Here is a 22,922-nt window from a genome sequence, read left to right on the forward strand (position 1 = left end):
ATCTATACTCACGTATCTCATTCAAAACAAAAAGAAATACTTAGTTCTTTTAATCCTGTATCAGCGATTCATTCTGAAATCGAATAAGAGAACTTTCCAAAGCCTACAGTTTAGTTCATCTAAAATTAATTTTTGTAGTTCGAATTTAGTTAATAGATTTTATGCTCAACAAAATCAAAAAACATATAAAACTTCACTTTGAATCAGCATTTATAATATATTCTGTATTTAAGAACTTCATAATTGTTTTTCTAAAATATAACTTTCAAGTATCCTTAAATATAGATGAGGAAAAACTCATACTAGCCTAAAATCAAAAAACATATTATAGTAGTTATGAAACTTACAAACGAAGAAATACAAAAAATTGAACAATTCCTAAGAGATTCATCGTACGCCAAATATCACAAACGTCTACAGATTATTTATTTTCGCTCAAAAGAAAAGAGTTATAAGGAAATCATAAATCTGCTAGATTGCAATAAAACAACTGTTTGGAGGAATTTGAAAAATATAAGGAGTTTGGTTTGGATGCTCTTCTTCAAGAGACTCGTGGCGATCGCCATCGCGAATATATGACTTATGAAGAAGAGAAAGCATTTCTAAAACGCCATATAGAAGATGCTCAGACTGGGGAATTTGTAACTATCAATCACTTATTTGAAGCCTATCAAAAAGAAATTGGTCGTACTTCCACACGTGATGGTTTCTATTATCTCCTAAAACGCCATGGTTAGCGAACGATCACTCCTAGACATGAACATCCCAAGAAGGCAGACGCTCAGACAATTGAGACGTCTAAAAATAAAATCTACATTCTATACCTTAAGTAAGCGCTTTAAAGAGGAGGGATCTTATAACAAAGTACGTTTGATGTATCAAGATGAAGCTGGTTTCGTGAGAATCAGTAAGATGAGTTCTTGTTGGGCTCCTAAAGGAATCCGACCTAGCATTCATAGTCATTATATGCGAGAATATCGCTATTGTTATGGAGCGATAAATGCTCATACAGGAGATTCCTTCTTCCTTATTGCTGGAGGATGTAATACTGAGTGGACGAATGAATTTTTACGGCAAGTATCACAAGCTTATCCAGATGACTATATTTTACTTGTAATGGATAATGCTATATGGCATAAATCAAGTACCTTAGAGATTCCAAGTAATATTGAGTTGGCTTTTATCCCACCTTATACACCAGAAATGAACCCTATTGAACAAGTCTGGAAAGAAATTCGAAAACGAGGTTTTAAAAATAAAGATTTCCAAACATTTGAAGCCGTCATTGATAAACTTCAAGAAGTTATTCAAGGACTCGAAAAAATTTAGATTCAGATAAAGTCTTTTGACAATCTAAAAAGTTCACATTTTTTTCTTATTTATGGAGTTAATGAAGCGCCAACTGAATCCTAGAACCAACATCAGATTGATGAAAAGGTACACAGCCGTAAAACTAGTTAAACCATGTTGTCTGATATCATCAAAATATAAACTAGATTCAGTAAAGAACAAATAAATTCCATAGACTTCTACGAAAATAAGAAAACTGACAAAACCAATCAGGAAAAGTCCACTGGCAATAAGAAAGAGTCTCCATAAAAGAATGAGAATTCCTCCTACTGCTAAAAAAATTACTGGGATAAGGAGTAAATCATTCATGACTTTCTCCTTTCTAGTCAATCAACTGACGATAATGGGTGGCAAGAGAGGAATCAAATTCCTCTAGCTTTTGAACTAAGTCCAAATACTCCTCTTTCTCATGTTCTTCAAAGTCCACACCTCGATGATTCTGAAGAGCGATTTCCAATTGGCTAGTGAGCTCTCGTTTAGAAAAACTGTAATCCCCCGTCACATCCTCATAATGTTCCTTTAACTCCTTGTAAGCTTGGTATTCTTCAGGTGTTTGAAATCCCTGTACTAAGGCCTCTTCTAATTGATAATAGGTATCTTCCATCATAATCGTTACCTCGTTTCTTTCTATCTTTATTTTACCGCGCTTTTCTTTTCTTGTCCGCTATTTGTATCTATTTTTTAATCTAATTCAAAAGAAAGTTGTTCTTGCTTTTCTTTTCCTTTTTCATGGAATTGTCTTAAGGCCTGGTCAATAATATCTAAATCCGTTTCTGTTTCAATCAATGGCGCGAGTACATCGTATTCGGCCTTTTTAGTTTGATAATCCTCTTCCTTTGGAAAGTTTTTCTCAATTTCTACCTTAGCAGTAGTCCATTTATCCTTTAATTCATCCAATAAGTTCTGAGTTTTCACTTGGTCCTCTTTAATGTGATCAATCGTATGCTGAAGCCTTTGAATCGTCCCCAAAGGAGAATACAAATCTAAACTGACAGAATACTGATTTTCTCCTACAATCTTAACAGAGAAGGTTTCAGGAAGAGGTTGATTGGTTGAAAGACTAAGCATTTTAATGTCAAATCCTCGATAGCTTGCCAGGGTACGAAATTCTTTGCTGTCAGCTTGATTATGACGAATAAGACGGTGTAGGGATTCCCCTGCTTCAGCTCGTTGATCAAAAGCTTGCTTACCTACCCTCATAGAAAATGCCTGGTCTTTCGATATTTCAGACTGTTGAATATCGCCTTCATACTTGCTTAATCGTTTCTCAAGAATGGGCATATTTTCTTCACAGTAAGAGATTGTATGACGATAGTGATCCTTGCTGCGTTGAAAGGCGCGTCTTTGATTTTCTAATAGAGTTAGATCATTCTCTAGTTCCATCTTATATTTGAGATAAGGATTACCTGTTGCTAGTGCCTTAAAATCAGAAGCTGTCATGGTCTGCTCATCAATGTCTTCTGCAGCACGAATCGGCTCCTTAGAAGTCATAATCTGCTTAATATAACGGAGTTTGTTCTCCTGAGTTGCCCATAGATAATTATCAAATGAACCTTTGGTAATGTAGTGGTAAATATCCACTTCCTTATTTTCATTTCCCTGTCGGATAATACGTCCATTGCGTTGTAGGCTAAGTACCCAGCGCCTTACCATATTACTACGGCAGGTTTCCAAATACTCGCCCCCGAACCGTACGTACACCTTTCAATGTATACGGCTCTCCGTTTATAAACTCAATCTAACTTGCCATGATGTAATTTCTTATGGCAATCTTTACACAGTGCTATTGTTTTCCGTTGTCTAGAAATCATCAAACGTTCCCAAAAAGTCTTTCCCTTTAAATCCTTTAGTTTTCTTACATGATGGATTTCTAGGGAACTGTCGGTCGCTTGACAATACTCACAACGGCTTGCTTTTAATCTATCAATTAAATTTGTTCGACTAAAATATTTCGCCGTATTTGGCAAATTATCATTTTCAAGGAAAGATTTCTTTTGACGTTTAAATCCTCCGTTATAGAAATAACGGGTCATTGTATCCCCTTTACGTCCAATATACTGTACACTAAATTGACCATCCTTTTTATATTTACGGATGATGTGGGATTTAGTCGTACGATATTTAGTCGCATAAGTTTTATACATGCTATATTCCATTATGTACTTAAAGCGATGAAGGATAGAGCTGTTATTAGCGATACAATAATAGTTATAAAAACCTCTTATTTCTGCATTGTAGCGTTCTAAAATCTCTAAATCATCGCAATCTTTCATGAAATAACGGGCCGTTGGTTTCCAAACTTCGTAGCCTCTATGATAAGTCATTTTCATAGCTCCGTAAGACAGTAATCTGTCTCGAATAGTTTCAATAGAAACCTCTAGGACTAATCTACCTGTATAATTTCTTACCAATCGTCCTGCCGAATCACGCTTAGCTAAATTCGATTGGCGAATATACAGATGATATCCCAGAAACTTAGCTTTATCTCTCGCATTGGTAATCAAGGTTTTCTCCACAGAGAGTTCCAATTTGAGAACCGCTTCCAAATAGTCCTTAATATCTGCTTTAATGCGATGAGCGTCCTCTTTACTGCCAATCACACCGCAGATAAAATCATCTGCGTATCGGGTATAGGTTAGACGTTTAAAACTACTATCCATAGGATCACTATGAGGAATTAACACTCTTTCCTTTTCCAATTGACGAATACGCTGGATAACTTCTTGTCGTTGATTTTCCGTTGAAACACATTCTAATGCTCTTCTTGCTTTTCCCAACGCTATCTCATTTTGGCGATATTCTGGGGTACGTTTCCGGTATTTCCCTTGGCAGAAGTTCTTCACATAATCCGTCATATATTTATCAAACTTATCCAAATAGATATTGGCTAGAATGGGACTGATTATCCCTCCTTGTGGAGTTCCTGAGTAGCTTTTGTAGAATTTCCAATCTTCCACGTATCCCGCATTGAGGAATTTACGAATCAAGCGTAAGAACCGCTCATCAGTAATTCTTTCTCGGAGAATGCGAATCATCACATCATGATTGATATTATCAAAGAATGACTTGATATCTCCTTCAATAAACCATTTTGTTCCAGTGTAGGTCTTCTGAATCTGAGTAAGTGCTGTATGGCAGCTTTTATTCGGACGAAAACCATGGGAAGAGGGTTCAAATTGTCCCTCGTAGATAGCTTCCAAAATCATTTTAATAACCTGTTGTAAGAGCTTATCATCAAATGATGGAATACCTAGTGGACGTAGCTTCCCATTCTTTTTAGGAATATAGGTTCGTCTTGATGGGTGTGGCTGATAGGATTCATCTTTCAGGGAATCAATCAATTGGTCAATTCTAGCTATACTCATACCATCAATCGTCAACTCGTCTACTCCAGGTGTCAAGTGTCCTGGGTTAGCGTAAATCGTTTGATAGGCAACTAAGTACATTTCTTTGTTATAAAGCAAACGATACAGTCGCTCAAATTGATAGTTTTTATCTTTACTGTGTTTTGTTAGATTGTTTAACACATTTTGAGGATTTCTCATGGTGTCTCACACACCTTCCTTTCCATAATGTTAATGTTATAAACTGTTCCCCTTCGCCATGTACGTGCCATTAACACGCTCGGACTACTATGGGAACTCCGTTACCTTATCAAATATTCATAAACCTTATGTTTAATAGCTTTTACAAGCGTTTTGACTTAGGTAATCTCCGTTTAGCTGGTATAGTAACATAGCTTGATAATTTCATCGGATAGGACGTTCATCTGTTTTCATTTACTATGAATACGCTATGGAATCCCTTTGCTTCACTATCTTCAACAGTGATAATGAAGTTCCATAGTATGAGGATTTTAGTTATCTTACCTCACAGTCCCGACACAGACCGTTTAGACTATCCTTCAATCAGTTTAGATTTTATCCTTATAATTATCTCAGTAACATCTGTTACATTATCATCTCCTCATTCAGTCGTGATGTGATAACTCATCAACTTATGAGTTTCCCAACGTGCTTTGTTCCCTGATGTTTGGTTTCCCTCACAGGTCAGTTGGGTGATGATAGGCATTAAGGTCACGCCTACTACTTTGCCAAGAGTAGATTTACTATACCGCCTTTACGGACGCACGCTGAATGTCACTTGGTCTCCACGGTACATCTAGGTGGTGGACTGCTTTCATTTTGCTCTGAACATTTAAACCTGTTCCTCCTTTTTCAGTTGAGGCAAGGAGAATCCGCACCTCTCCTGCATTGACCTTTCGAGACAAACTATTCTTCTTTTCATCACTATTGGCATCATGTACAAAGGCAATTTCTTTACTAGGGATTCCTCTATCAACTAATAAAGCCTTAATCTCAGAATAAACATCAAAGCCATTATCTTTTTTCTTAGGTGTGCCAATATCTGAAAAAATCATCTGAGTAGCCTTATTTTCCATTCCCTCACGATAAATTCTTTCAACATTATCCACTACCTGAAGCAGTTTATGATTGTCTGCTAGACTATAGCTAGAGTCCAATAAACGCACATCAATAGCTAGTTTTCGCGCCTCACCTGTTATCTTTAACATGTTATCCTGACTCGGATCAACTGTTCCACATTTGACCATATCTGACCTCATAACTAATTCTTCTAAATAGAGTTTCTGGTTTTCAGTTAACTCACTCTCAATAGGGATAATATGAGCTTCTGGAACAGGTAAATCCAACATATCTTGTGTTTGAATGTCGGCTGTTTCTTTATAAATTTTCATCAACTCAGGTAGATTGACAAACTTTTTAAATCGTTTCTTAGGTTGGTACTTATCCCCTGTAGGAGCTAATTCCATAGAGTTTTGAATTTCTCCAAAAGCACCTACCCAAGAGTCAAAATAATCAACTTGATAGCGTTTTAAGATATCTGGTTGAATATAGTTCATCATAGTATATAACTCACTAATAGAATTGGAAACAGGAGTTCCTGTCGCAAAGACAATATTTTTAAAATCATGTTCTTCCTGAATCTGTCGCACCTTCATTTCCATATCTACATTCTTCTTAGAAGTTGTATTAGTAATCCCTGCTACATTTCCAAGGCCAGTAATCGGACGAATATTTTTAAAGTGATGTGCTTCGTCCACAAAGAGAAAATCAATTCCTAAGTTCTCAAAATCAATAAAACTATCACAATTAAAGCGTTGGAGTTCTTCCAATTGTTTCTCTAAACCACTAATTGATTGTTCTGCTTCTTTAACGGTATACTTATTTTCAGAATGTGTTTTAATCTCTCGTAGTTCATTGAGTTTATCCTCAATATAGTTCATCTGTCTTTCCTTACTAACAGGGATTTTTTCAAATTGAGAATCCCCAATGACAATGGCATCGTAATCTCCTGTAATAATACGAGAAACAAATTGTTTTCTTCTCGCCTTCACAAAATCTTTCTTAGTAGTCACAAAGACTTTTTTAGTAGGGAAAAATTTCATGATTTCTTGGCCAAACTGAGCAGACAAACTAGAGGGCACCACATACAAGGGCTTATGAACCATCCCCAACTCCTTTAATTTAAACCCAGCACCAAGCATGGTCAAGGTCTTTCCTGAACCTACCTCATGAGCTAATAAGGCTCTTTTTTCTTCTACGATTCTTTGAATGGCATTCTCTTGATGAGGACGAAGACTGATGTTTTGTGCCAAGCCATCAATGACTAGATGGCTACCGTCATACTCTCGACTAACCGTTCGATTATAAAGACGATTATAGCTTTCTTCAATGACTTGTTGGACTTCGGGATACCGTGAGACAAAGTCTTGAAAGAGTTCTTGTAAATGCTGCTCTTTTGCTCTTAGAACAGAGGTTTTTTCCAAATCTGTGATGGTCTTTTTCTTTTCTCCTTCCGCAACAGTCATGGTAATCGTCGGTTGGTTCGAATTTAGTAAATTCTCAAAAATCTTTCTTCCTGTATCATAACGTGACCCACTGACTCCAAGACTACTATCTTTGGCACTTGGATAGCGATAAGCAAATGATGTCCTTAAATGAACCTGGCCATCGACAGGATTCACTTCAATGACTTGGTCAACATCAGGCGAAGACAATTCAAATTCACGATTGGTAAAACATTCAAAGGCAAATTTACCATAAACGGATTGAGGAATCCAACGTGACCCTATTTTAAACTCAATATCTGCCAGATGAATCCTTGGAGGGCGAACAGATTCTAACAAATCTAAAGCGTGGTTCCAATCATATTCTTGGTTGTTTTCCTCCACTAATAGTTGAACTACTTCTATCTTGTTGAGAATGTCTCCTGATAAAAACTGGTTCTTAGAAAGATATTTTCTTTCCCCTCTTAAATAGCTTTCTGGATCTATTAAAATCTGGTCACCTAACTCATCTAAAATAGCAGCTTGGCTATGTTCGGGATAAATTGATACCATATAGTCTAAATCAACCTCTCTACCATCCGATAAACTAGAGTTTAAGGCATCTAAAGCCGTTGAAACTCTTGTAATCACTCTCTCCGGCCTAACCAATGCTTTCTCAAAGGCTAAAGATTTTTTATATTTTACTTTCTGATCTTTAGAGTCAATGTATTCATCTTCTAAACTTGCTAGTAAAGAATACTTATCGTCACTATCAAATAAGTTCCTGTTAACGGAGGCATTCAAGTATCCAAATTGACTTACAAAACGGTCATAGTTACGATTGAGTTTACTAAGCAATACCTGAAAATCTGTTCTACTATAATCTTGATGGCGTTGAATTTCAATTAAGGATTGATAGGTCTCTCTCAAATCAACCATGCCCTTAATACGACTAATATCCTTATCCGATAAGGGACTTTCATAAAAGACCGTTTTTTTGAACAATCCCTTATATTTCCCTCTTTTACTCGCTTCTTCTGACTTGTAAACATCTAGTGCTTCCTCATCTGTCAAATGAAGTTGCACGAATCGGTCTATTTTATGTTCAGACAAAGAACTGTCCCATGCTTTAAAATCTCCCTTCTCATTTACATAATAACTAATTTCGTCTACTTTTGAACTTTTCCGAATGCCATGCGTATCTCGGTAATAAATTTGATTTCCCTCATATCCAAAAGAATAGAGCGCTAAGTTCTCACGAATACGACTTGGGATAGAATGATCCACTTCTTCTTGGATAAAAACAGGTTCTTTCAAAGAATTGTCAATTGGTTTAGGTAACTCCACATTCTCTAATGCTTTCATTATGTCAGTAGCTAATGTTTCTGATTCCCCCTTAACATTGAGAGTTCCTCCATTAAAATTGCGTACCTCATATTCACCCAAAACTTGTGTATTGTATTTCCCATCAAAATAAGAATTGATCCAGACACGCTTATCACTCTCAAAGGGAATAGAGCCACTAAAGACAAGCTCCTCTCCATTAAGATTCTTTGCTTGATCCTTTTGAAAAAAGAGGAGATCTGTGGTCACTCGAGTACCTGCAATCTTTTTAAAAGCCGTATCCGGCAAACGAACTCCCCCTAAAAAATGAGTGCTTGATTTAATCTCTTGTAAGACATTATCTGTCCGCTTATCCATTGTGCCAATAGATGAGATAATCGAAACTTGTCCTCCGTCTCTTACTAAATCAAGTGAGTGTTTGACAAAGTAGTCGTGAATCATATAAGGTTTATCATAGTTTTTATCTGCAATGCGAAAATTTCCAAAAGGAACATTCGTTAAGACTAAATCAAAACTATTATTCTGATAGGGAACTTCTTCAAATCCTCGCACTTCAATATGGGTATTGGGATGGAGTTGTTTTGCGATTGCGCCTGTCACACTGTCTAACTCAACCCCGTAGAGTTCTGATTTCTCTCGTATACTTCTAGGCATCGCCGCAAAGAAGTTCCCAGTTCCCATAGAAGGATCTAAAATCCTTCCTCCCTCAAAACCATCATCCAGTAATTTTTGCCAAATCTGGCGAATAATCATTGGGTCTGTATAATAGGCTGTGAGAGAACTTTGTTTCATGGTCGAATATTCTGATTTACTTACTAAGCTCCTAAGAGTTAAACGTTCTATTTCATACTTTGGATTGAGTTCATCGAAAAATTCATTGGCAAGGCCACCCCAGCCAACATACTTGGCTAATAGTTCTTGTTCTTCTGGATTCGCTTGTCGTCTCTCTTTTTCTAATCTTTTAACAAGTTCAATTGCGGCGATATTCGTTTCAATCTTTTCTCGATTTGTCTTTGGATAAAAGTCCTCTAAATCATCTGGAAAAACAAAATCTTGAACAGGGACATCCGTCTCTTCTATATTTGAAATTAAAGGTTTTGTCTCCTTATCCTTTTCTTTATCTTCTTCTAGATAGGAAAACAAATCTATTTCCTGACCTTCACTTGATGAATCAATCTCAATCTCTGATTCTTCTTTCTCAAGTTCTACATGAGACAATACTTGTTCAATCTCTTCCAAACTGTTCAAGTATAAGATAGGATTCTCTTCAAATAATTGATTGGAATCATTGAATAGCTCTAGGCGAACTAAGCCATTTAACTGTGCATTTTCAATCGAAACAAACTGAAATACTTGTCCTTTATAACTTACTTGTGAACCAATCGGATATTCCCTCAAAGCTTCTTCTACAATTTTATCGACATTAGAAAAAGAGTTCGTTTCTTCCGTTTCCTGTTCAATATCACTTGAAGGAGATAAGGATTCCGCTACTTGCTTAGATTTTTCACTTCTAGCCTTTACCTCATCAAAATGAGTAATAATCTTCAGCTTTTGTGTCAGTGGGAGTTGTTGGTAGTTGTCTTCATGATGGACAAGATTTGTAACTGTATCTAAAGTAGCCATCAATTCTGAACCCAAATAGGCTAGAACATCTCCTTCTTTTTCTTCAAAATGAATCTCAAGAACCTCTTTTTTTAGTTCTTTGGAATCAACCATTAGAAGAAACTCCTCTATATCTCTACTAATGCGGTCAGATAGATTATTCGCAACCCGATAGACATTGACTAAATTGACATCCTGTTTCTGATGAAATACAAGCTCACTTAGTTGTTCTAGTTTTTCTTTTTCAGATTGGATGTAAAATCGAGTGGAAAGGTTATAGGTTGCGACTTCTAGCACCAAGTTTTTCTCAAAATTGCTTAATTGAGATAATTTACTTAGACCTGCTTGTCCAAAATTTCTTGTGTAACTTTCTAAATCTTGGTCATTATTTTCAGAACTGGCCTCTAGGAAAGAAATAATATCTTGATGAAACGAATAGACATGAGGTATCTCTTCTATCTTGCCCTCTTCACCCAAAAAACTCTCTACCAAGTCTAGCCATTTCTCATCAAAATGTTGCGCCTGATAGCGAAGAAATAGGTCCATTTTCTCCCTATCTTTTGGAATTGTTCCACGAAACATAGCCAATAATTGCATTGCTTCCATACTAGCTCCTCCTTTCATCTATACGAAAATAGGAGAATCACATGATTCCCCTACAACTCTATCTCCATTTCCACCTCTTGAGGACTGGTTTCTAAATCACTAGACAAAAGAGAAACGGCATCTGTTCTCATGTAGTTAGTATATAAGTCTTCTAGGTCTTGTTGGTTTTCAATCCCTGTTTCAATACTAATCAGAGCCTGTATAAATTCCTTATAGTGATTCTCCATCATATCTGAAATCTTTTGTTTCATTTCCATAAATACTGAGGACGGTTCAGTTATACTTGTTTGGTCTATGTTTTTAAAATCCTTTTCTAAGGGATTGGTTCCTTCTTCTACTTCTACTAAATCTGAACGACCATCACCATCAGAATCTGCGCTAAGAGGATTGGTTCCTAGCGCCAATTCTTGAGCATCAGTCAGTCCATCTTGATCCGAATCACGTTGATAAATGGCTTCCATATACTTCCTTCTTTCCTAGTTAATCTTTTTCACTCCAATCCTACCAAATATTTCTTGAAAGAAGTATCACAACAAAAAAAGAGAACGAGCCAAAACCTCGTTCTCCTTAAAATGATAAAACGTTACTATCAAAGTAAAAAAGATGACTTACAGAACCTGTAAGCCACCTAGTCAGTCGGTTTATTCTGGTGTCCGCCACCGCTTGGCCCTTATGTCCAAGATTAATATCAGATTGAACATGAGCCGACCACTCATCTACACCATTATTCTAACGAATATGAGCTACAAACGCAAGAGAAAAACTTATTTTGGATTTATACACTATAAAAAACATACACTATCTTCAGATTGAACTTTTGTTCAAAATAAGCTATAATGAATTTAAGTAGAAACAGGAGGTAGAACAAATGGCTACAATCAGTTTAACACGTGATATAAAACTAACAAACGAAGATGCTCTAAAAATTCTTAATCATAAACCATCTAAAAAGCTACAAGCCGTCTTGAAATCTATTGAATCACAGGACGCTACCGCTCCAACGAAAAATAAACTCATTTCAAAGTATCTGTAAGATGACAATTCAAGTAACACCACTTAAGCAATATCTTGAAAATATTCAAGTGCTAGCTCCTGATAAAACTGAGAAACAAGTTCAGGATCTATTTAAAACTATCATTTTAGAAAATGTTGATTTCAACGGTAATGAAGAGATGTTGACTTATCTATCTGATAAAGCCCCCAATTTTGAAAAACAACATCGTTCTCGTAATTTTATCGTTGAAGAAACTGAAACAAATAACATCATAGGATTCTTTAGTTTATCTCTCAAAGTTGTTGATATTTCTGATTTAGAGAAATCCTTAAAAAAGAAACTCGTCCTAAAAGGGAAAAGTCCCAAAAATATTGATTATCTTCCTGTGTTACTTATCGGTCAATTCGGCAAAAACACAAAGCTAAATAAACTATCAGGACAAGAGTTATTTGAAATTGTAATTCAAAAAATTGAAGAATTTCGAGCAATTGTAGGAACTCAGATGGTATTTTTAGATAGTATCAATCATCCTAAAGTCATTCAATTTTATGAACAGTTCGGATTTGTTGCTTACAGTCAATTGATTAAAGACGATCATCAAGTAACTTATCAGCCTATGGCATTAAATATGTCACTCTATAAAAAATAAGAATCATGTCACCTAAACTGATGACATGATTCTTTTATTTCACCGTATAGGCAAAACTAATGGCACTATCTGCTTGAGAGATTTTTCTAAAGGTATAGTTAGGATTACCCCCATAGTTTGTCTCAGACACAAGGAAAGAACCATCATCATATACTTTCTCGACAAAAGCCACATGACCATAGTCTGCTGGTGTCCCATGTGTACCTCCTACAAAAGAAACAATGGCACCTGCTCTTGGTATAGAGCCCGTTTCCCCTCCAAGACTTGAAGCTGTCGCAACCCAGTCCTGACCATTTCCCATAGTATTAATGATTGAAATCTTTTCTCCATTTCTACCTTTTAGCTTTAATCCTAACTGGTTCATACGAGCCGCAACACCCCATGTACATTGTCCATAGGCATAGGCCATACCATCTCCACCACCAGGAACAGAATGATCATACAAGTCTCCACGAACCCCTTCAAGGGATTGCGGGTCACTTTTTGCCTGTCCTCCATTTGTTTGGCTGAAGCCTTTTTCAATTTGGTAATACCATTCCGTTGCTCTGGTTTGTCTTTCCAGTAGTTTGTCACCAGAATTTCCCTCCCAATAAGTGAGGAAGAGTTGGGCAAGATTGGCTGCACTGCCTGTATTTCCAAAGAAATCCTTTAACCAACTTTGATAGTAAGGACTATCCCCATGAAGCATAAAATCAAGTTGTAGGTCTAAATCATACCACTTCTTATTTTTGATATGTGCATAATTCAATAAAGCTGTATGACGTGTTGAACCATCTGCAGTATCTGTCCATTGACCTAACCCCAAACCTCTATGAAGAATATTAGGATAAGCACCACTATAAATAGCTGGACCTCCAATCGCTAACCATGCTTCATCATCCCATGAGGAATCGGTAGCGCCAACAGGAGGAGATAAATAATCCCCTTCAGCACGTTTAGGATTAATAGAAGACTCTACCGACCAATTTCCTAAAATTGCCGCAATGGCTTGAGGACTTGCCCCTTGAGATTTCAAAAACTCATAAATATGTTTTGCTCGTTCAAACTCATCCCCACCAAACTGACCAATAGCTGGTAAGATAGTAGTCTGAAGTTGAATGACTTTTGGGAAATAAAATTGCGGATTGACATACACCAATTTTTCTTTCTTGTTCTTATACTTTTGATAGGAAACTTTCAAACCTGTATCATCTGGTGTTTCACCGATAACATCACCCGTTAGAACTCTAGTCCCCTCAATCGCACGGCCATTATGAATGGAATATAAGGTTAAGCGACTCTCATTCTCTCCTTTTCCGTTAGTGAGAATAACATTATCACCGTCTAGAGATACAACACCATCCATTGGTGCGACAATCGTTTGGTGAGCCTTCGCTTCTAATAGAATGTACTCCTGAAGAGTAGGTTTTCCGTCTAAATCATAGTATCCATAACGATAAGTCATGGTTAAACTATCTTCGTTGCTTTGTCCTTCAAACGGATTGTCCAATTCCTGCATGGAAGCATAGACACCTTCTTCTTTTAGTTCCTTCATTTCCTCTTGATCGTCTTTCGAGAGTTTATACTTAGGAGTTTCATAAAGGTCTTGCATGGATTTCAAATCTTCCCCATCGTTTAAATCATGCCACAAAGTAGATAGATAATCCTTGTAAGTTTCTGAACTAAATAAGTGAACTGGTTTGTGTAACTCATAGTCATGGAATTTAAAATTCATATACCCCATCACATCATCAACTTTTGTGTAATAGGTAATGCCTTTGTCATTTGTACGAGTATGTTCTGCGTCTTCCCAAGTTAGGTGGGTATAAGCTTTTGTTAATTCAAATTCATCTTGTTGAATCAAACTAGCAGATGAAAAACCTAAAAAGAAGCTCATCATAAGTAAAAGAAGAAAGACTATTCCTCCAACTATCCATGTTGCAGGATTTCCAGCCGCAAATGTAAAGAAGGAAAAGGCTGCTTTTAGTTTTTGATAGATATTTCGGACACTTGTAAGACCTTGTTTCTTTAATTTTCGATACCGATTTTTAAAGGAGCTTGGATTATCTTTTGCTAGTTTCCATCCTTTTCCATCCTTAAAATGATGGTATCGCTCTTTTGTGTTGGTCAGTCTTTTCTTGGTAAAACGACCTGTTACTTGTCCTGTTTTGACACTAGCTTTCCCAATGTTATAAGAAAGCCGACTGTAGCGTTTCCCTTTTCTAATGGTCTCTTGAAGTGTGCGATAGCCTTCTAAATCTTCATTTTCTGAAGCTAACTCTCCACCTTCACGTCCAAGGACATAAAGGAAAGTTTTGGCTTTCCTACTAACCTTTTTGGATTTATAGGCTTGTTTAGTAGATTTTAAATTTTCTTTGGCGGCCTTGACTTCTTTCTTAGCTTTTAATTCTTCTAAACTCTTCCCTTGAAAGAAAAAATTAGATTTTTGTTTCGATTCCTGACCGTAGAGAAATTTTTGATTGGTTTTTCTTTCTTTACGACTCTCTTTTCTTTCTTCTTTTGCTTCTACCTTGGCTTCTCTAAATTGCTTCTTGGCTATTTTCAATCGTTTCCTAGCATGAGGCAATCGTCTGTCTCTTAATTCTTTGCGATTCAAAAGAGATGGAGGACTATTTTGAAGGATGTGATTGTAATCTTCATTTGCTTGTTTTACTCTAGCCTTTGATGCTTCTCTCATCTCCTCTAGCTTTTCTTTTATCTCTTTTTTCCATGCTTTTTCATCCAGTACAGCGGAATCTTTTTTCTGTTTCCTTACCTCCTTCTTTCCTTTTTTCAAGAATTTCTTCTCATCTTTTAGACTTCTTCTAAATTCCTTTCGGGCACGTATGATTTCTCTTTTATCCTTCATTTACCTTCCCCTTAATTAGAAGCCATTTTATCAGGATCCGTACTCATGATATCAAACAATTGAGTACCTTGAGGAATCTTATTTTTAAAGGGAACGACAACTGAACCAGCTTTTATTAGTCCAGCCCCTTTTTCTGGATTGACTAGGTATTTTTCGAGTTCTTTTGACAAGCCTAAGAGTTGAACCAATTCTTCTCTATCATTTTTTGCTTGCTTGAGGAGAATCATAAATTCACTATTTGCAATAATCCGTCTACCATTTGGATCTAACAATAAGGTTTCGACGTTTTGGGTTATCCCAGTCGGACTAGCTCCATATTTTCTGACACGACTCCACAATTTAAAGAAGAAATCACTGGCATATTTATCTAATAAGAGAAGCTGCATCTCATCGAAATAAATCCAGGTCTTCTTCCCTAATTTTTGATTCCGAACGACACGATTCCATATCTGATCAAAAACAACCATAAGGGAAATTTGTTTCAGCTCATCTCCTAACTTTTTAACATTATAGATTAAGAAATTGGATCCTGTTTGAATATTGGTCTTATGAGAAAAAATATCAAGAGAACCTTCAACATACAGTTCCATATCAAGTGCCAAATTCTGCGCTTCTTCTTCTGGCTGTTGACTCAAGACAAAAACCCATTCTTCCAAAGAAGGCTCTTTAAATGACTGATAGGTGAGTCTCGTAACTCGGTCAATAATCGATTTTTCTCTTCCATCCATTTTTCTATCCAATAACTTGCCGATAAAGGATAAAAGAAATTCTGATTTTACCTTTACAGGATCTTCATCCATATTTTCTTCAGACAAGTCAAGAACATTGAGATAGGTTTGGGAATCAGGCGCAATATCAATCATTTCTCCACCAAAAGCCCGTCCAATAACACTGTACTCTGCTTCTGGATCCACGATGATAATTTCAGTATTTTCACCAGATTCCTTGATTTTGGTCGTGATAATCTCATGCTTGGTTGCCATCCCTTTCCCAGCTCCAGATGTCCCTAAAATCAGACCAGACGGTGTATTTAATAAGCTGCGGTCAATGGTAATAATATTGCTTGAGATTTGATTGATACCGTAATATTTCCCACTACGGTCTTGTAAATCTACTGAAGTCCAAGGAGAGTTCACTGCTATATTGGATGTTAATAAACTCCGTGATACGCCCTCTAAAAAATCACAACCAAATGGCAGCAAACTATTAAAGGCTGCTTCTTGCATATATGGAAGTTTATCAATCATTAGGTCATTTGAGCCGGCCACTTGTTGAATCGTGTCTAGAGCTTGTTTAAGTTCTTCTTCATCCTGACCAAAAACACCAATCAAAAAGACTGTTTGAAATAGTTTATCTCCTGTCTCTGTCATGGTTTTTAAGAGTTCTTCAGCTTCATCGATATTGCTTTCTAATACATGACCTACTTTTTCCAAATAGATACCTGTACGAGCTAGTTTTTGTTGTTCCCCAATCTTTTGGGATTCCATCAAGGTCTTCTTTGTTCGTAGTTTCTTCATAGCATCTGCCTTGGTCGAACTTTGAGCATGAAGGCTCACTATCAATTCCAAATCTCCTTGCATGAGGTCTCGGATAAACTGATCTCCTAATTCCATACCGTAATCTCTGACATAGACAATCTGCAATAAGCGGTCATTGATTTGTAGGTAATTCTTGTTTTTAAAATCCAAGAGATTAGGTGCTATGAAGTGACGAGTTGTCTGACCAGATCTCGTTAAATCACGGTAAGAAAAAGGAAGATGGTGTTCTCCTCTAAGCATATCCGCCAACAAGTTGACACGGTCTTCTCCAGCCAAGGATTCAAAACGTGCATCAATTTCTGAGAAACCACTCTTGAAATATTCTCCTATTTGGGACAAGGAACGATAGGCTTGTTTGGGATTAGAATCCTTTCTACCAAAGCTAATCAGTTTCACAGCTGAAAAGTTATTTTCACCACTGTCTAAATTTTGATTCATCATCCGATTCAATTCTTTACGATAGCTATCATACCCATCTTCTTTTTCTTCATACAAAACACTTTGTCTGAATTTTTCTAGATTCAATCTTTTATTAAAGATGGTCAATTGGAAGTTGGTTTGGTCATCTAAAGAGTTAATCAAATCAGAATACTTCTCAATGATTGCGCCCTTATCTTCTAAACCAACTGTTTGGTAATTGACATCACCAAGTAAATAGCTTTGTGAGAAATAATCTTCTTTCACCTGCATCAGACCATTTTGATAAAGGGCTTGATAGGAAAGGGTATTAGCCGTTGATGGTAACACTTCCTCTTTTTTCCCTTTAACTTCTTTCTGATTAGTCATTGAAGTTTTTTGTTTCTTTAATGTATTTGATTTTCTTTTCATGTTCAGATCCTCTCTTTCCTGTAATTGTGCGTAGGGGAACCGTTAATTCAAAATGAAGACGGTATTTCAAATAATGTTCAAAATATAAATCATTGGGTTTATAGACTCCAAAAAGCATGAGGGGAATGGTAAAAGCAAACACAAAACCGTAAACAAACCAATCTCCAAATTGCCAGAAAAAGAGATTCAAACCCAAAACAATAATTGTGACAATAAAGGCTGGTAAAACAAAGATGATTTGTCTTGTGGTGAAGCCTAACCAAGCCCTGTGTTGGTATTTTGAGATGTCTTTAAAGACACGTGTATTCATGACTTTCCTTTCTAAAAAGGCTAAGAAGCAATCACTTCCTAGCCTTTATCTAATTACATACCTAAAATTGAGCGAGCCGTACGTTGAGAACCAACGAGGGCAATAATCAGTAAGATAGCTTGTATCAAGCTACCAAACATAATCGCAAGTGATTGCAAGACTCCTGCACCATTTGAAACAGCTATTTTCCCAGCAGATTCAAATAAAGGAACAAGAGAAACAATCAGAAAAATAAGAACCCCTTGTACCGCATAGACCATAATATTTTTTAAATAGCCTATACCAATAGACTTCCATTCATCACTTAAAAATGTTGGAATCGTAAGAGGGGCAAATGGGATCATAAGGTAGAGTTGAATAAATCGAATAGATACCAAAAGATTAACCATGGCTGCACTTACTATCCGAACAAGCCAAATGAGGAGGGCGAAAAAGCCCACAATCATCCGGCCAATAAATCCTGAACCTTTTAATCCAGAGATGGTATCATACTTTGCCCCACCGTGAGCCACAATCGAGGCCACTTGTTCAATGGCGTGACTCGCAATCCCGATGATGGCTTCTACAATGACGGTAGTGTTGGTAATTACAACTGCGACCATAATATAACTAATCAACATCGGCGCTAATGCTTCAAAGGTCATCGCTCCTCCTGAGTTAGCAATTTTCTTTGCCATCTTCGAAAATTCTAAGATGAGAACAACTGATAAAATCGCAACTCCGAGAGGCTGCATGACACTTTTAGTAATACTAGACATATAAGTCCAAACTGTTGGATTGTAGCTAGATAGGGATTTAATCAGATCTACCGTAGATTGTAAATCTACATTAAATCCTTCAAATAAATTTTCAGCTGATATTTTTTCAGATGCAAGGTAAACAAAAGGTGAGACTAAACTAAGATTCATGTCATTGTTTATCCTCCTAAATTGAAATCTGGGTTACAAAGGCTCCAGCAGCCCCGACCATAACACCACCGACAATTTCCAGAATGGCATTCCGAACACCTGGTCCACCATCTTTAATATTGGTTGCAAGGTTGACAATCCCCACAACAACGAGAAAGGCACCAACCGCAATCAATCCCTTCTGTAACAAAGACATAGCTTGTGCAAACATAGCACTTGCGTCTACTCCATAAACAAAACCTTTAAAATGCGTAATCATCTATTTCCTCTTTTCTATTTTTATTTTAAACTAGATTCAAAAGTTAAATCACGAATTCTAAGGCCTTCAAGATGATTTTCTTGTCTTTGATTCAAAGGATTGATTTGATAGTTCCACCACCGTTCATCGCTTTCTTGATTGGCTAGGTACTTCCAGTTTGGATGCTTAGTGGAATTGTACTTTTTGCTTTTAAAGACTGGCATATTGGCAATTCGAACCAGGCATTCATGCCGTTTCATATTTCCGACTTCATCAGGTGTCATTAAATCACGAGCAATCTTTTGATGAGAAAGGGATCCTGAACCTGTCTGGCCAAAGGAACGACTAGTATTTCGAACATCAATGGTTTGTTTACCGAGTAACCCACTCATAAATTTAAAGGTATCTTCATCATTACCACCTAAGTAGACTAAGCTATCACAGTTCCCAAGAATGGTTTTCCAAGCTTCTTTTTCTTTATAGAGTCCTTGAAGTTGGGCAATATTTTGTAGAATAGGAACGAGACTCATATTACGAGAGCGGACTGTTGAGGTTTGTTCAGCAAAATCTGGAATTTCTCCGATATTTGCGAACTCATCTAAATAAACTCTCACATGAAGAGGTAATTGTCCCTTAAAATCAATATCTGCTTGTCTTGTTAGGGTTTGAAATACGGTTGAAAAAAAGAGGGCTGAAAGAAAGCGAAAGGTACTGTCGTTATCTGGGATAACTAGGTAAACCATTGATTTTTCCTTGCCCCATGTCTTCATATCAAGGGTATCTCTTTTGGTCAAATCCATGACACTTTGAATATTGAAGAGAGCAAATTTAGCAGTGGTTACAGCTATAACAGAATCCAGAGTCTTATCCTTATAATTTTGAAAATCTGCCCAATTTCGCATAGTAAAATTTTCAGTTCCATACTTTTTAGCATAATTTTCAAATAGAATTTCTAAGACACTTTTTTCTTGGTTTTCACTCTTGGATAAGTGTTTAATGAGTTTTGAGATTTCAGCAAAACTTGGATAACGCCCTCGTTTTTTTCGCTCTTCCACTTCTTTTTTTTGACGTTTCAACAAGTTTTGGTATTCTGTTTGACTCAAACGACTTTCTTCTATGAGCTGTTCTCTTGTTTTGGGTGGGTTATAGAAATCGACCAAGTAGGAGGCTAAAGCTCGTACCAAAGTCATAGAAGCTTCATCCCAAAATGGATCACTACGGGAGCCAGAGCCTTTGGTGTTATTAAAATAAACCGTCAGCATACGATTCAAATCATTTTCTGTCTCTATATAGCGAAAAGGATTGAAGCCATCTGAGTTCTTCATATTGACTAAATCTAACACCTTTACTTGGTAGCCATGTTCTAAAAAGAGTTTGCCTGTTTTCTCGGCCAAGTGATCTTTAGGATCCACTACAATATTAGAACTATTCATCTGAATCAGATTGGGTTTCACAAAGCGAAATGTCTTCCCACTTCCTGAACCTCCGATCACCGCAATATTCTTATTTCTATCATATTGGGGTGGTTTTTTATCTAATAATGTCAGACGAACATCTTGTGCTAAGATCGTATCATGAGAAAATTCTTTACTGTAAAAGAGCTTCTTTTCTTTTAGAGTTCCAAAACGGGCGCTCCCGTATTCTACCCCTTCTCGGTATTGTTTTTTGCCAGTCTCTAAATAGAGATAAACTAGTAACATCATCACAAAACCTAGTAGAAAAAAAGCACTTGATTTTCCAGTAAAGGAAACATTCCATGGCGACTGAATAACTTCATCTTGACCTTCCATCAGGAGATGAGTCCATTTATCTAAGCTATTTCCAGTATAGGAATCATACAAAAGCGTCAAACGATGAAAAAGATAGCCTAGTAAGATACCTAACAGTGAAAATAGTAGGAATTTCTTTCCACTGTACATCATCTCACCATCTCTTTCTGTTTGACGGCACCTTCTTGTCTAAAGGTAATTTGGGATTTAGCCTCATCAATTGCATCGTCTAATGACTTATCCATGGTAAAATCAGCTAATTTCTCCGGATCATTAACAATTTTTTCTAACAGATGGTCTAAATGATTGTCTAGAATCGAACGGTCTTTCGTGTAGAAATGTAGAGAATCCCCTTGCCAAGCGATGGCTAAAGGAATCTCTTCTTTTTCTAAAAAAGCTTTAAATTTCTCTATATCAATTGGTTTGTCTAAAAAATCTTTTTTCAGATTAATTGTATCAATCGAATAAGGAGATTGTAGCAATTCTTCTAATTTCTGTACCCCTATCTTATAGGCGGAATCCTGTGCTAAAGCCTGACGTCTAGACCATTCTAGAATCTTTAAGAGACTTCTTACAGTAAATAACAGACTACGCTCTGCATATTGAACCGCCATTCGTTCCTGTTGTTCAGAGGACATCTGATGCCTCCTTCTTCACAAATAGCAGCTTTCCTTCTTTATAGCGATAAGCTATCAATTTCTGATGTTGCTTAATCGACTTGACAACCTGCAGTAGATCTCTCGAATAAGGTTCTCGAAGAGTAACTTCTACTGCTTTCCCATCAAAAATACCTACACGTTTAAATTCAATGTAGTCTTTTTTGAGATGTCCTAAGCCCATACCAAAAGGAAAGTGATGAATCAATTGGATGGTACAACCACCTTTATTTCCCATTTGTTTCAAATCATACAAGTTTACTACCTTCATGATTAACTCCTTTATCTAGTTTGTCGCATCGTTTCAGTCTGGTAACGATAAACTCCGTGTCTGTTAGAAAATTCTCACACACGTCTTGTGCCAGTTGCCCTTCACAGGGGAATACTCTCAGTCCCTACTTACACAGGCACGCTAATCAAGACGGAGTGGATTTAATTTTCAAAGAACAGGTAGCTTTATTATAGATAAGAGTAGTTGAAATTTTTATCACATTTCTTATTTTTTCTGTCGAGCTAAATTCATACTAAACAAAGATTTTGAAATAAAAGACTAACATTGTTAAATAACGTTAGCATTTCATTTCCCTAAAACAAGCTAATTTGGTCTAAAAAAGCAGCAAACTATAAACTAGTAGGTTCCACACCAAATGTAGACCCATACTGCCCCATAAGTCCGATTTATAGCGCACCATCCCTATAAACACTCCCAATGAAACATATAAACACCAAGCTAGAATGGTTCCTGGATGATGAGCTAAGGCAAATAAAACACTTGTCAAAGCAACTCGAATCTCTAATTTTCTGACCAAGTTCCATAAAATTTCTCTATACAGAAATTCTTCAACCATACTCGCATTGATTAAAAACAATAAAAATGAAAACCAAGGAACTTGATGTTGAAGGCCAATTAAGTTTGCTTGATTCGTGCTTCCTTGAGCATGAATCAGACTAAAACATAGACTTATAATTAGTAGGCTAACGAATCCAATACCAAGCCATTTTATCCTAGATTTCATATTGACCTTGACCACTTGTTTTCGTTGGCCATATATCCATAAAAAAGAAATGAGTGATGCACCATAGAGAATCTGTAGTATAGTTAACTCACCGATACAAAGCAATTTCAGTAAGTATAGAGATACCAATAGGACATTTACTTGTTGGAATATATAAACTGGAATTATTCTTTTCATAGTTACCTCCGAAATAAATCTTCATAATCTAAATCTAATACCTGCACAATCCTTTCTACCCATGGACTTTGAGGCATTCGTTGTTCCATCTTGTAGTGACGAATCTTTTGATACAAACGATTCAATTCACTTGGATAGTGAAACTCTCCCGCAAACATTTTTCTGGTTAACTCAATCCAGCTGATATTTCTTTCAGCCAAAATAATGGACAAGTTCTCCCAAAATCGTTCTGCCATATTGA

At 36.6% G+C, this 22,922-nt stretch carries 17 protein-coding genes and 4 pseudogenes; 5 read left to right on the plus strand and 16 right to left on the minus strand.

From position 1 onward, the window contains the following. Positions 1-87 (plus strand): annotated as a pseudogene (locus N8M09_RS11215) (tyrosine-type recombinase/integrase); the annotation flags it as partial. A 249-nt stretch (positions 88-336) separates the two neighbouring features. Continuing rightward, positions 337-1,329 (plus strand): annotated as a pseudogene (locus N8M09_RS01970) (IS630 family transposase). Between the two features lie 33 nt (positions 1,330-1,362). Here the strand turns inward: N8M09_RS01970 and N8M09_RS01975 are convergent. The 6 genes and pseudogenes from N8M09_RS01975 to N8M09_RS02000 all read right to left on the minus strand — a co-directional run bounded on the left by N8M09_RS01975 (position 1,363) and on the right by N8M09_RS02000 (position 11,211). Continuing rightward, complete coding sequence (locus N8M09_RS01975) at positions 1,363-1,659, minus strand: DUF5966 family protein (protein ID WP_261063039.1); 297 nt, start codon at positions 1,657-1,659, stop codon at positions 1,363-1,365. A gap of 13 nt (positions 1,660-1,672) precedes the next feature. Continuing rightward, on the minus strand, positions 1,673-1,957 hold the full coding sequence (locus N8M09_RS01980; RefSeq protein ID WP_261063041.1) for a DUF5962 family protein: 285 nt from the start codon (positions 1,955-1,957) through the stop codon (positions 1,673-1,675). Positions 1,958-2,031: 74 nt separating this feature from the next. After that, positions 2,032-2,976: pseudogene (locus tag N8M09_RS01985) on the minus strand (DEAD/DEAH box helicase family protein); the annotation flags it as partial. A 107-nt stretch (positions 2,977-3,083) separates the two neighbouring features. Next, on the minus strand, positions 3,084-4,895 hold the full coding sequence (gene ltrA, locus N8M09_RS01990) for a group II intron reverse transcriptase/maturase (protein ID WP_261063053.1): 1,812 nt from the start codon (positions 4,893-4,895) through the stop codon (positions 3,084-3,086). 566 nt (positions 4,896-5,461) lie between these two features. Continuing rightward, positions 5,462-10,750, minus strand: a pseudogene (locus tag N8M09_RS01995) (SNF2-related protein); the annotation flags it as partial. A gap of 50 nt (positions 10,751-10,800) precedes the next feature. Next, positions 10,801-11,211: a thrombospondin type 3 repeat-containing protein gene (locus N8M09_RS02000; RefSeq protein ID WP_261063058.1), complete on the minus strand. Its 411-nt coding sequence runs from the start codon at positions 11,209-11,211 to the stop codon at positions 10,801-10,803. 142 nt (positions 11,212-11,353) lie between these two features. On the opposite strand from N8M09_RS02000, the gene N8M09_RS02005 reads away from it, so the two are divergent. The 3 genes from N8M09_RS02005 to N8M09_RS02015 are packed head-to-tail and all read left to right on the plus strand — an operon-like array spanning position 11,354 to position 12,393. Beyond that, entirely contained in the window at positions 11,354-11,563 is a 210-nt protein-coding gene (locus tag N8M09_RS02005; RefSeq protein WP_261063064.1) for a hypothetical protein, read from the plus strand. Between the two features lie 55 nt (positions 11,564-11,618). Next, positions 11,619-11,783 carry a hypothetical protein gene (locus N8M09_RS02010; protein ID WP_000201399.1) on the plus strand — a complete coding sequence of 55 codons (165 nt, stop codon included), beginning with the start codon at positions 11,619-11,621 and terminating at the stop codon, positions 11,781-11,783. A gap of 1 nt (position 11,784) precedes the next feature. Then, on the plus strand, positions 11,785-12,393 hold the full coding sequence (locus N8M09_RS02015; protein WP_004263904.1) for a hypothetical protein: 609 nt from the start codon (positions 11,785-11,787) through the stop codon (positions 12,391-12,393). Between the two features lie 34 nt (positions 12,394-12,427). On the opposite strand, the gene N8M09_RS02020 is transcribed toward N8M09_RS02015, so the two are convergent. The 10 genes from N8M09_RS02020 to N8M09_RS02065 form a co-directional block, all read right to left on the minus strand. After that, a complete protein-coding gene (locus N8M09_RS02020) occupies positions 12,428-15,241 on the minus strand; it encodes a phage tail tip lysozyme (protein WP_261063081.1) in 2,814 nt (937 codons plus the stop codon). A gap of 11 nt (positions 15,242-15,252) precedes the next feature. Further along, positions 15,253-17,565, minus strand: coding sequence for a VirB4-like conjugal transfer ATPase, CD1110 family (locus N8M09_RS02025; protein WP_419991726.1), 2,313 nt, complete (start codon positions 17,563-17,565; stop codon positions 15,253-15,255). After that, complete coding sequence (locus N8M09_RS02030; RefSeq protein ID WP_261063085.1) at positions 17,558-17,917, minus strand: PrgI family protein; 360 nt, start codon at positions 17,915-17,917, stop codon at positions 17,558-17,560. The genes N8M09_RS02025 and N8M09_RS02030 overlap by 8 nt, the downstream gene beginning before the upstream one ends. Before the next feature lie 53 nt (positions 17,918-17,970). Beyond that, positions 17,971-18,825 carry a VirB6/TrbL-like conjugal transfer protein, CD1112 family gene (locus N8M09_RS02035; RefSeq protein ID WP_001054256.1) on the minus strand — a complete coding sequence of 285 codons (855 nt, stop codon included), beginning with the start codon at positions 18,823-18,825 and terminating at the stop codon, positions 17,971-17,973. Positions 18,826-18,841: 16 nt separating this feature from the next. Further along, complete coding sequence (locus N8M09_RS02040) at positions 18,842-19,084, minus strand: hypothetical protein (protein ID WP_000627865.1); 243 nt, start codon at positions 19,082-19,084, stop codon at positions 18,842-18,844. A 20-nt stretch (positions 19,085-19,104) separates the two neighbouring features. Continuing rightward, complete coding sequence (locus N8M09_RS02045) at positions 19,105-20,982, minus strand: VirD4-like conjugal transfer protein, CD1115 family (RefSeq protein WP_261063602.1); 1,878 nt, start codon at positions 20,980-20,982, stop codon at positions 19,105-19,107. Next, on the minus strand, positions 20,982-21,470 hold the full coding sequence (locus N8M09_RS02050; protein ID WP_261063087.1) for a hypothetical protein: 489 nt from the start codon (positions 21,468-21,470) through the stop codon (positions 20,982-20,984). Before N8M09_RS02050 ends, N8M09_RS02045 begins: the two co-directional genes overlap by 1 nt. Further along, a complete protein-coding gene (locus N8M09_RS02055; RefSeq protein ID WP_003042486.1) occupies positions 21,460-21,759 on the minus strand; it encodes a hypothetical protein in 300 nt (99 codons plus the stop codon). The genes N8M09_RS02050 and N8M09_RS02055 overlap by 11 nt, the downstream gene beginning before the upstream one ends. A gap of 334 nt (positions 21,760-22,093) precedes the next feature. Continuing rightward, the gene (locus N8M09_RS02060) at positions 22,094-22,681 is read right to left on the minus strand and encodes a CPBP family intramembrane glutamic endopeptidase (RefSeq protein WP_261063103.1); all 588 of its coding nucleotides are present in this window, start codon (positions 22,679-22,681) and stop codon (positions 22,094-22,096) included. A gap of 2 nt (positions 22,682-22,683) precedes the next feature. Next, positions 22,684-22,917 carry a hypothetical protein gene (locus N8M09_RS02065; protein WP_000840776.1) on the minus strand — a complete coding sequence of 78 codons (234 nt, stop codon included), beginning with the start codon at positions 22,915-22,917 and terminating at the stop codon, positions 22,684-22,686. Between the last annotated feature and the right edge of the window lie 5 nt (positions 22,918-22,922).

The organism is Streptococcus mitis, from assembly GCF_946190375.1.
GTDB classification, from domain to species: Bacteria; Bacillota; Bacilli; order Lactobacillales; family Streptococcaceae; genus Streptococcus; species Streptococcus mitis_CJ.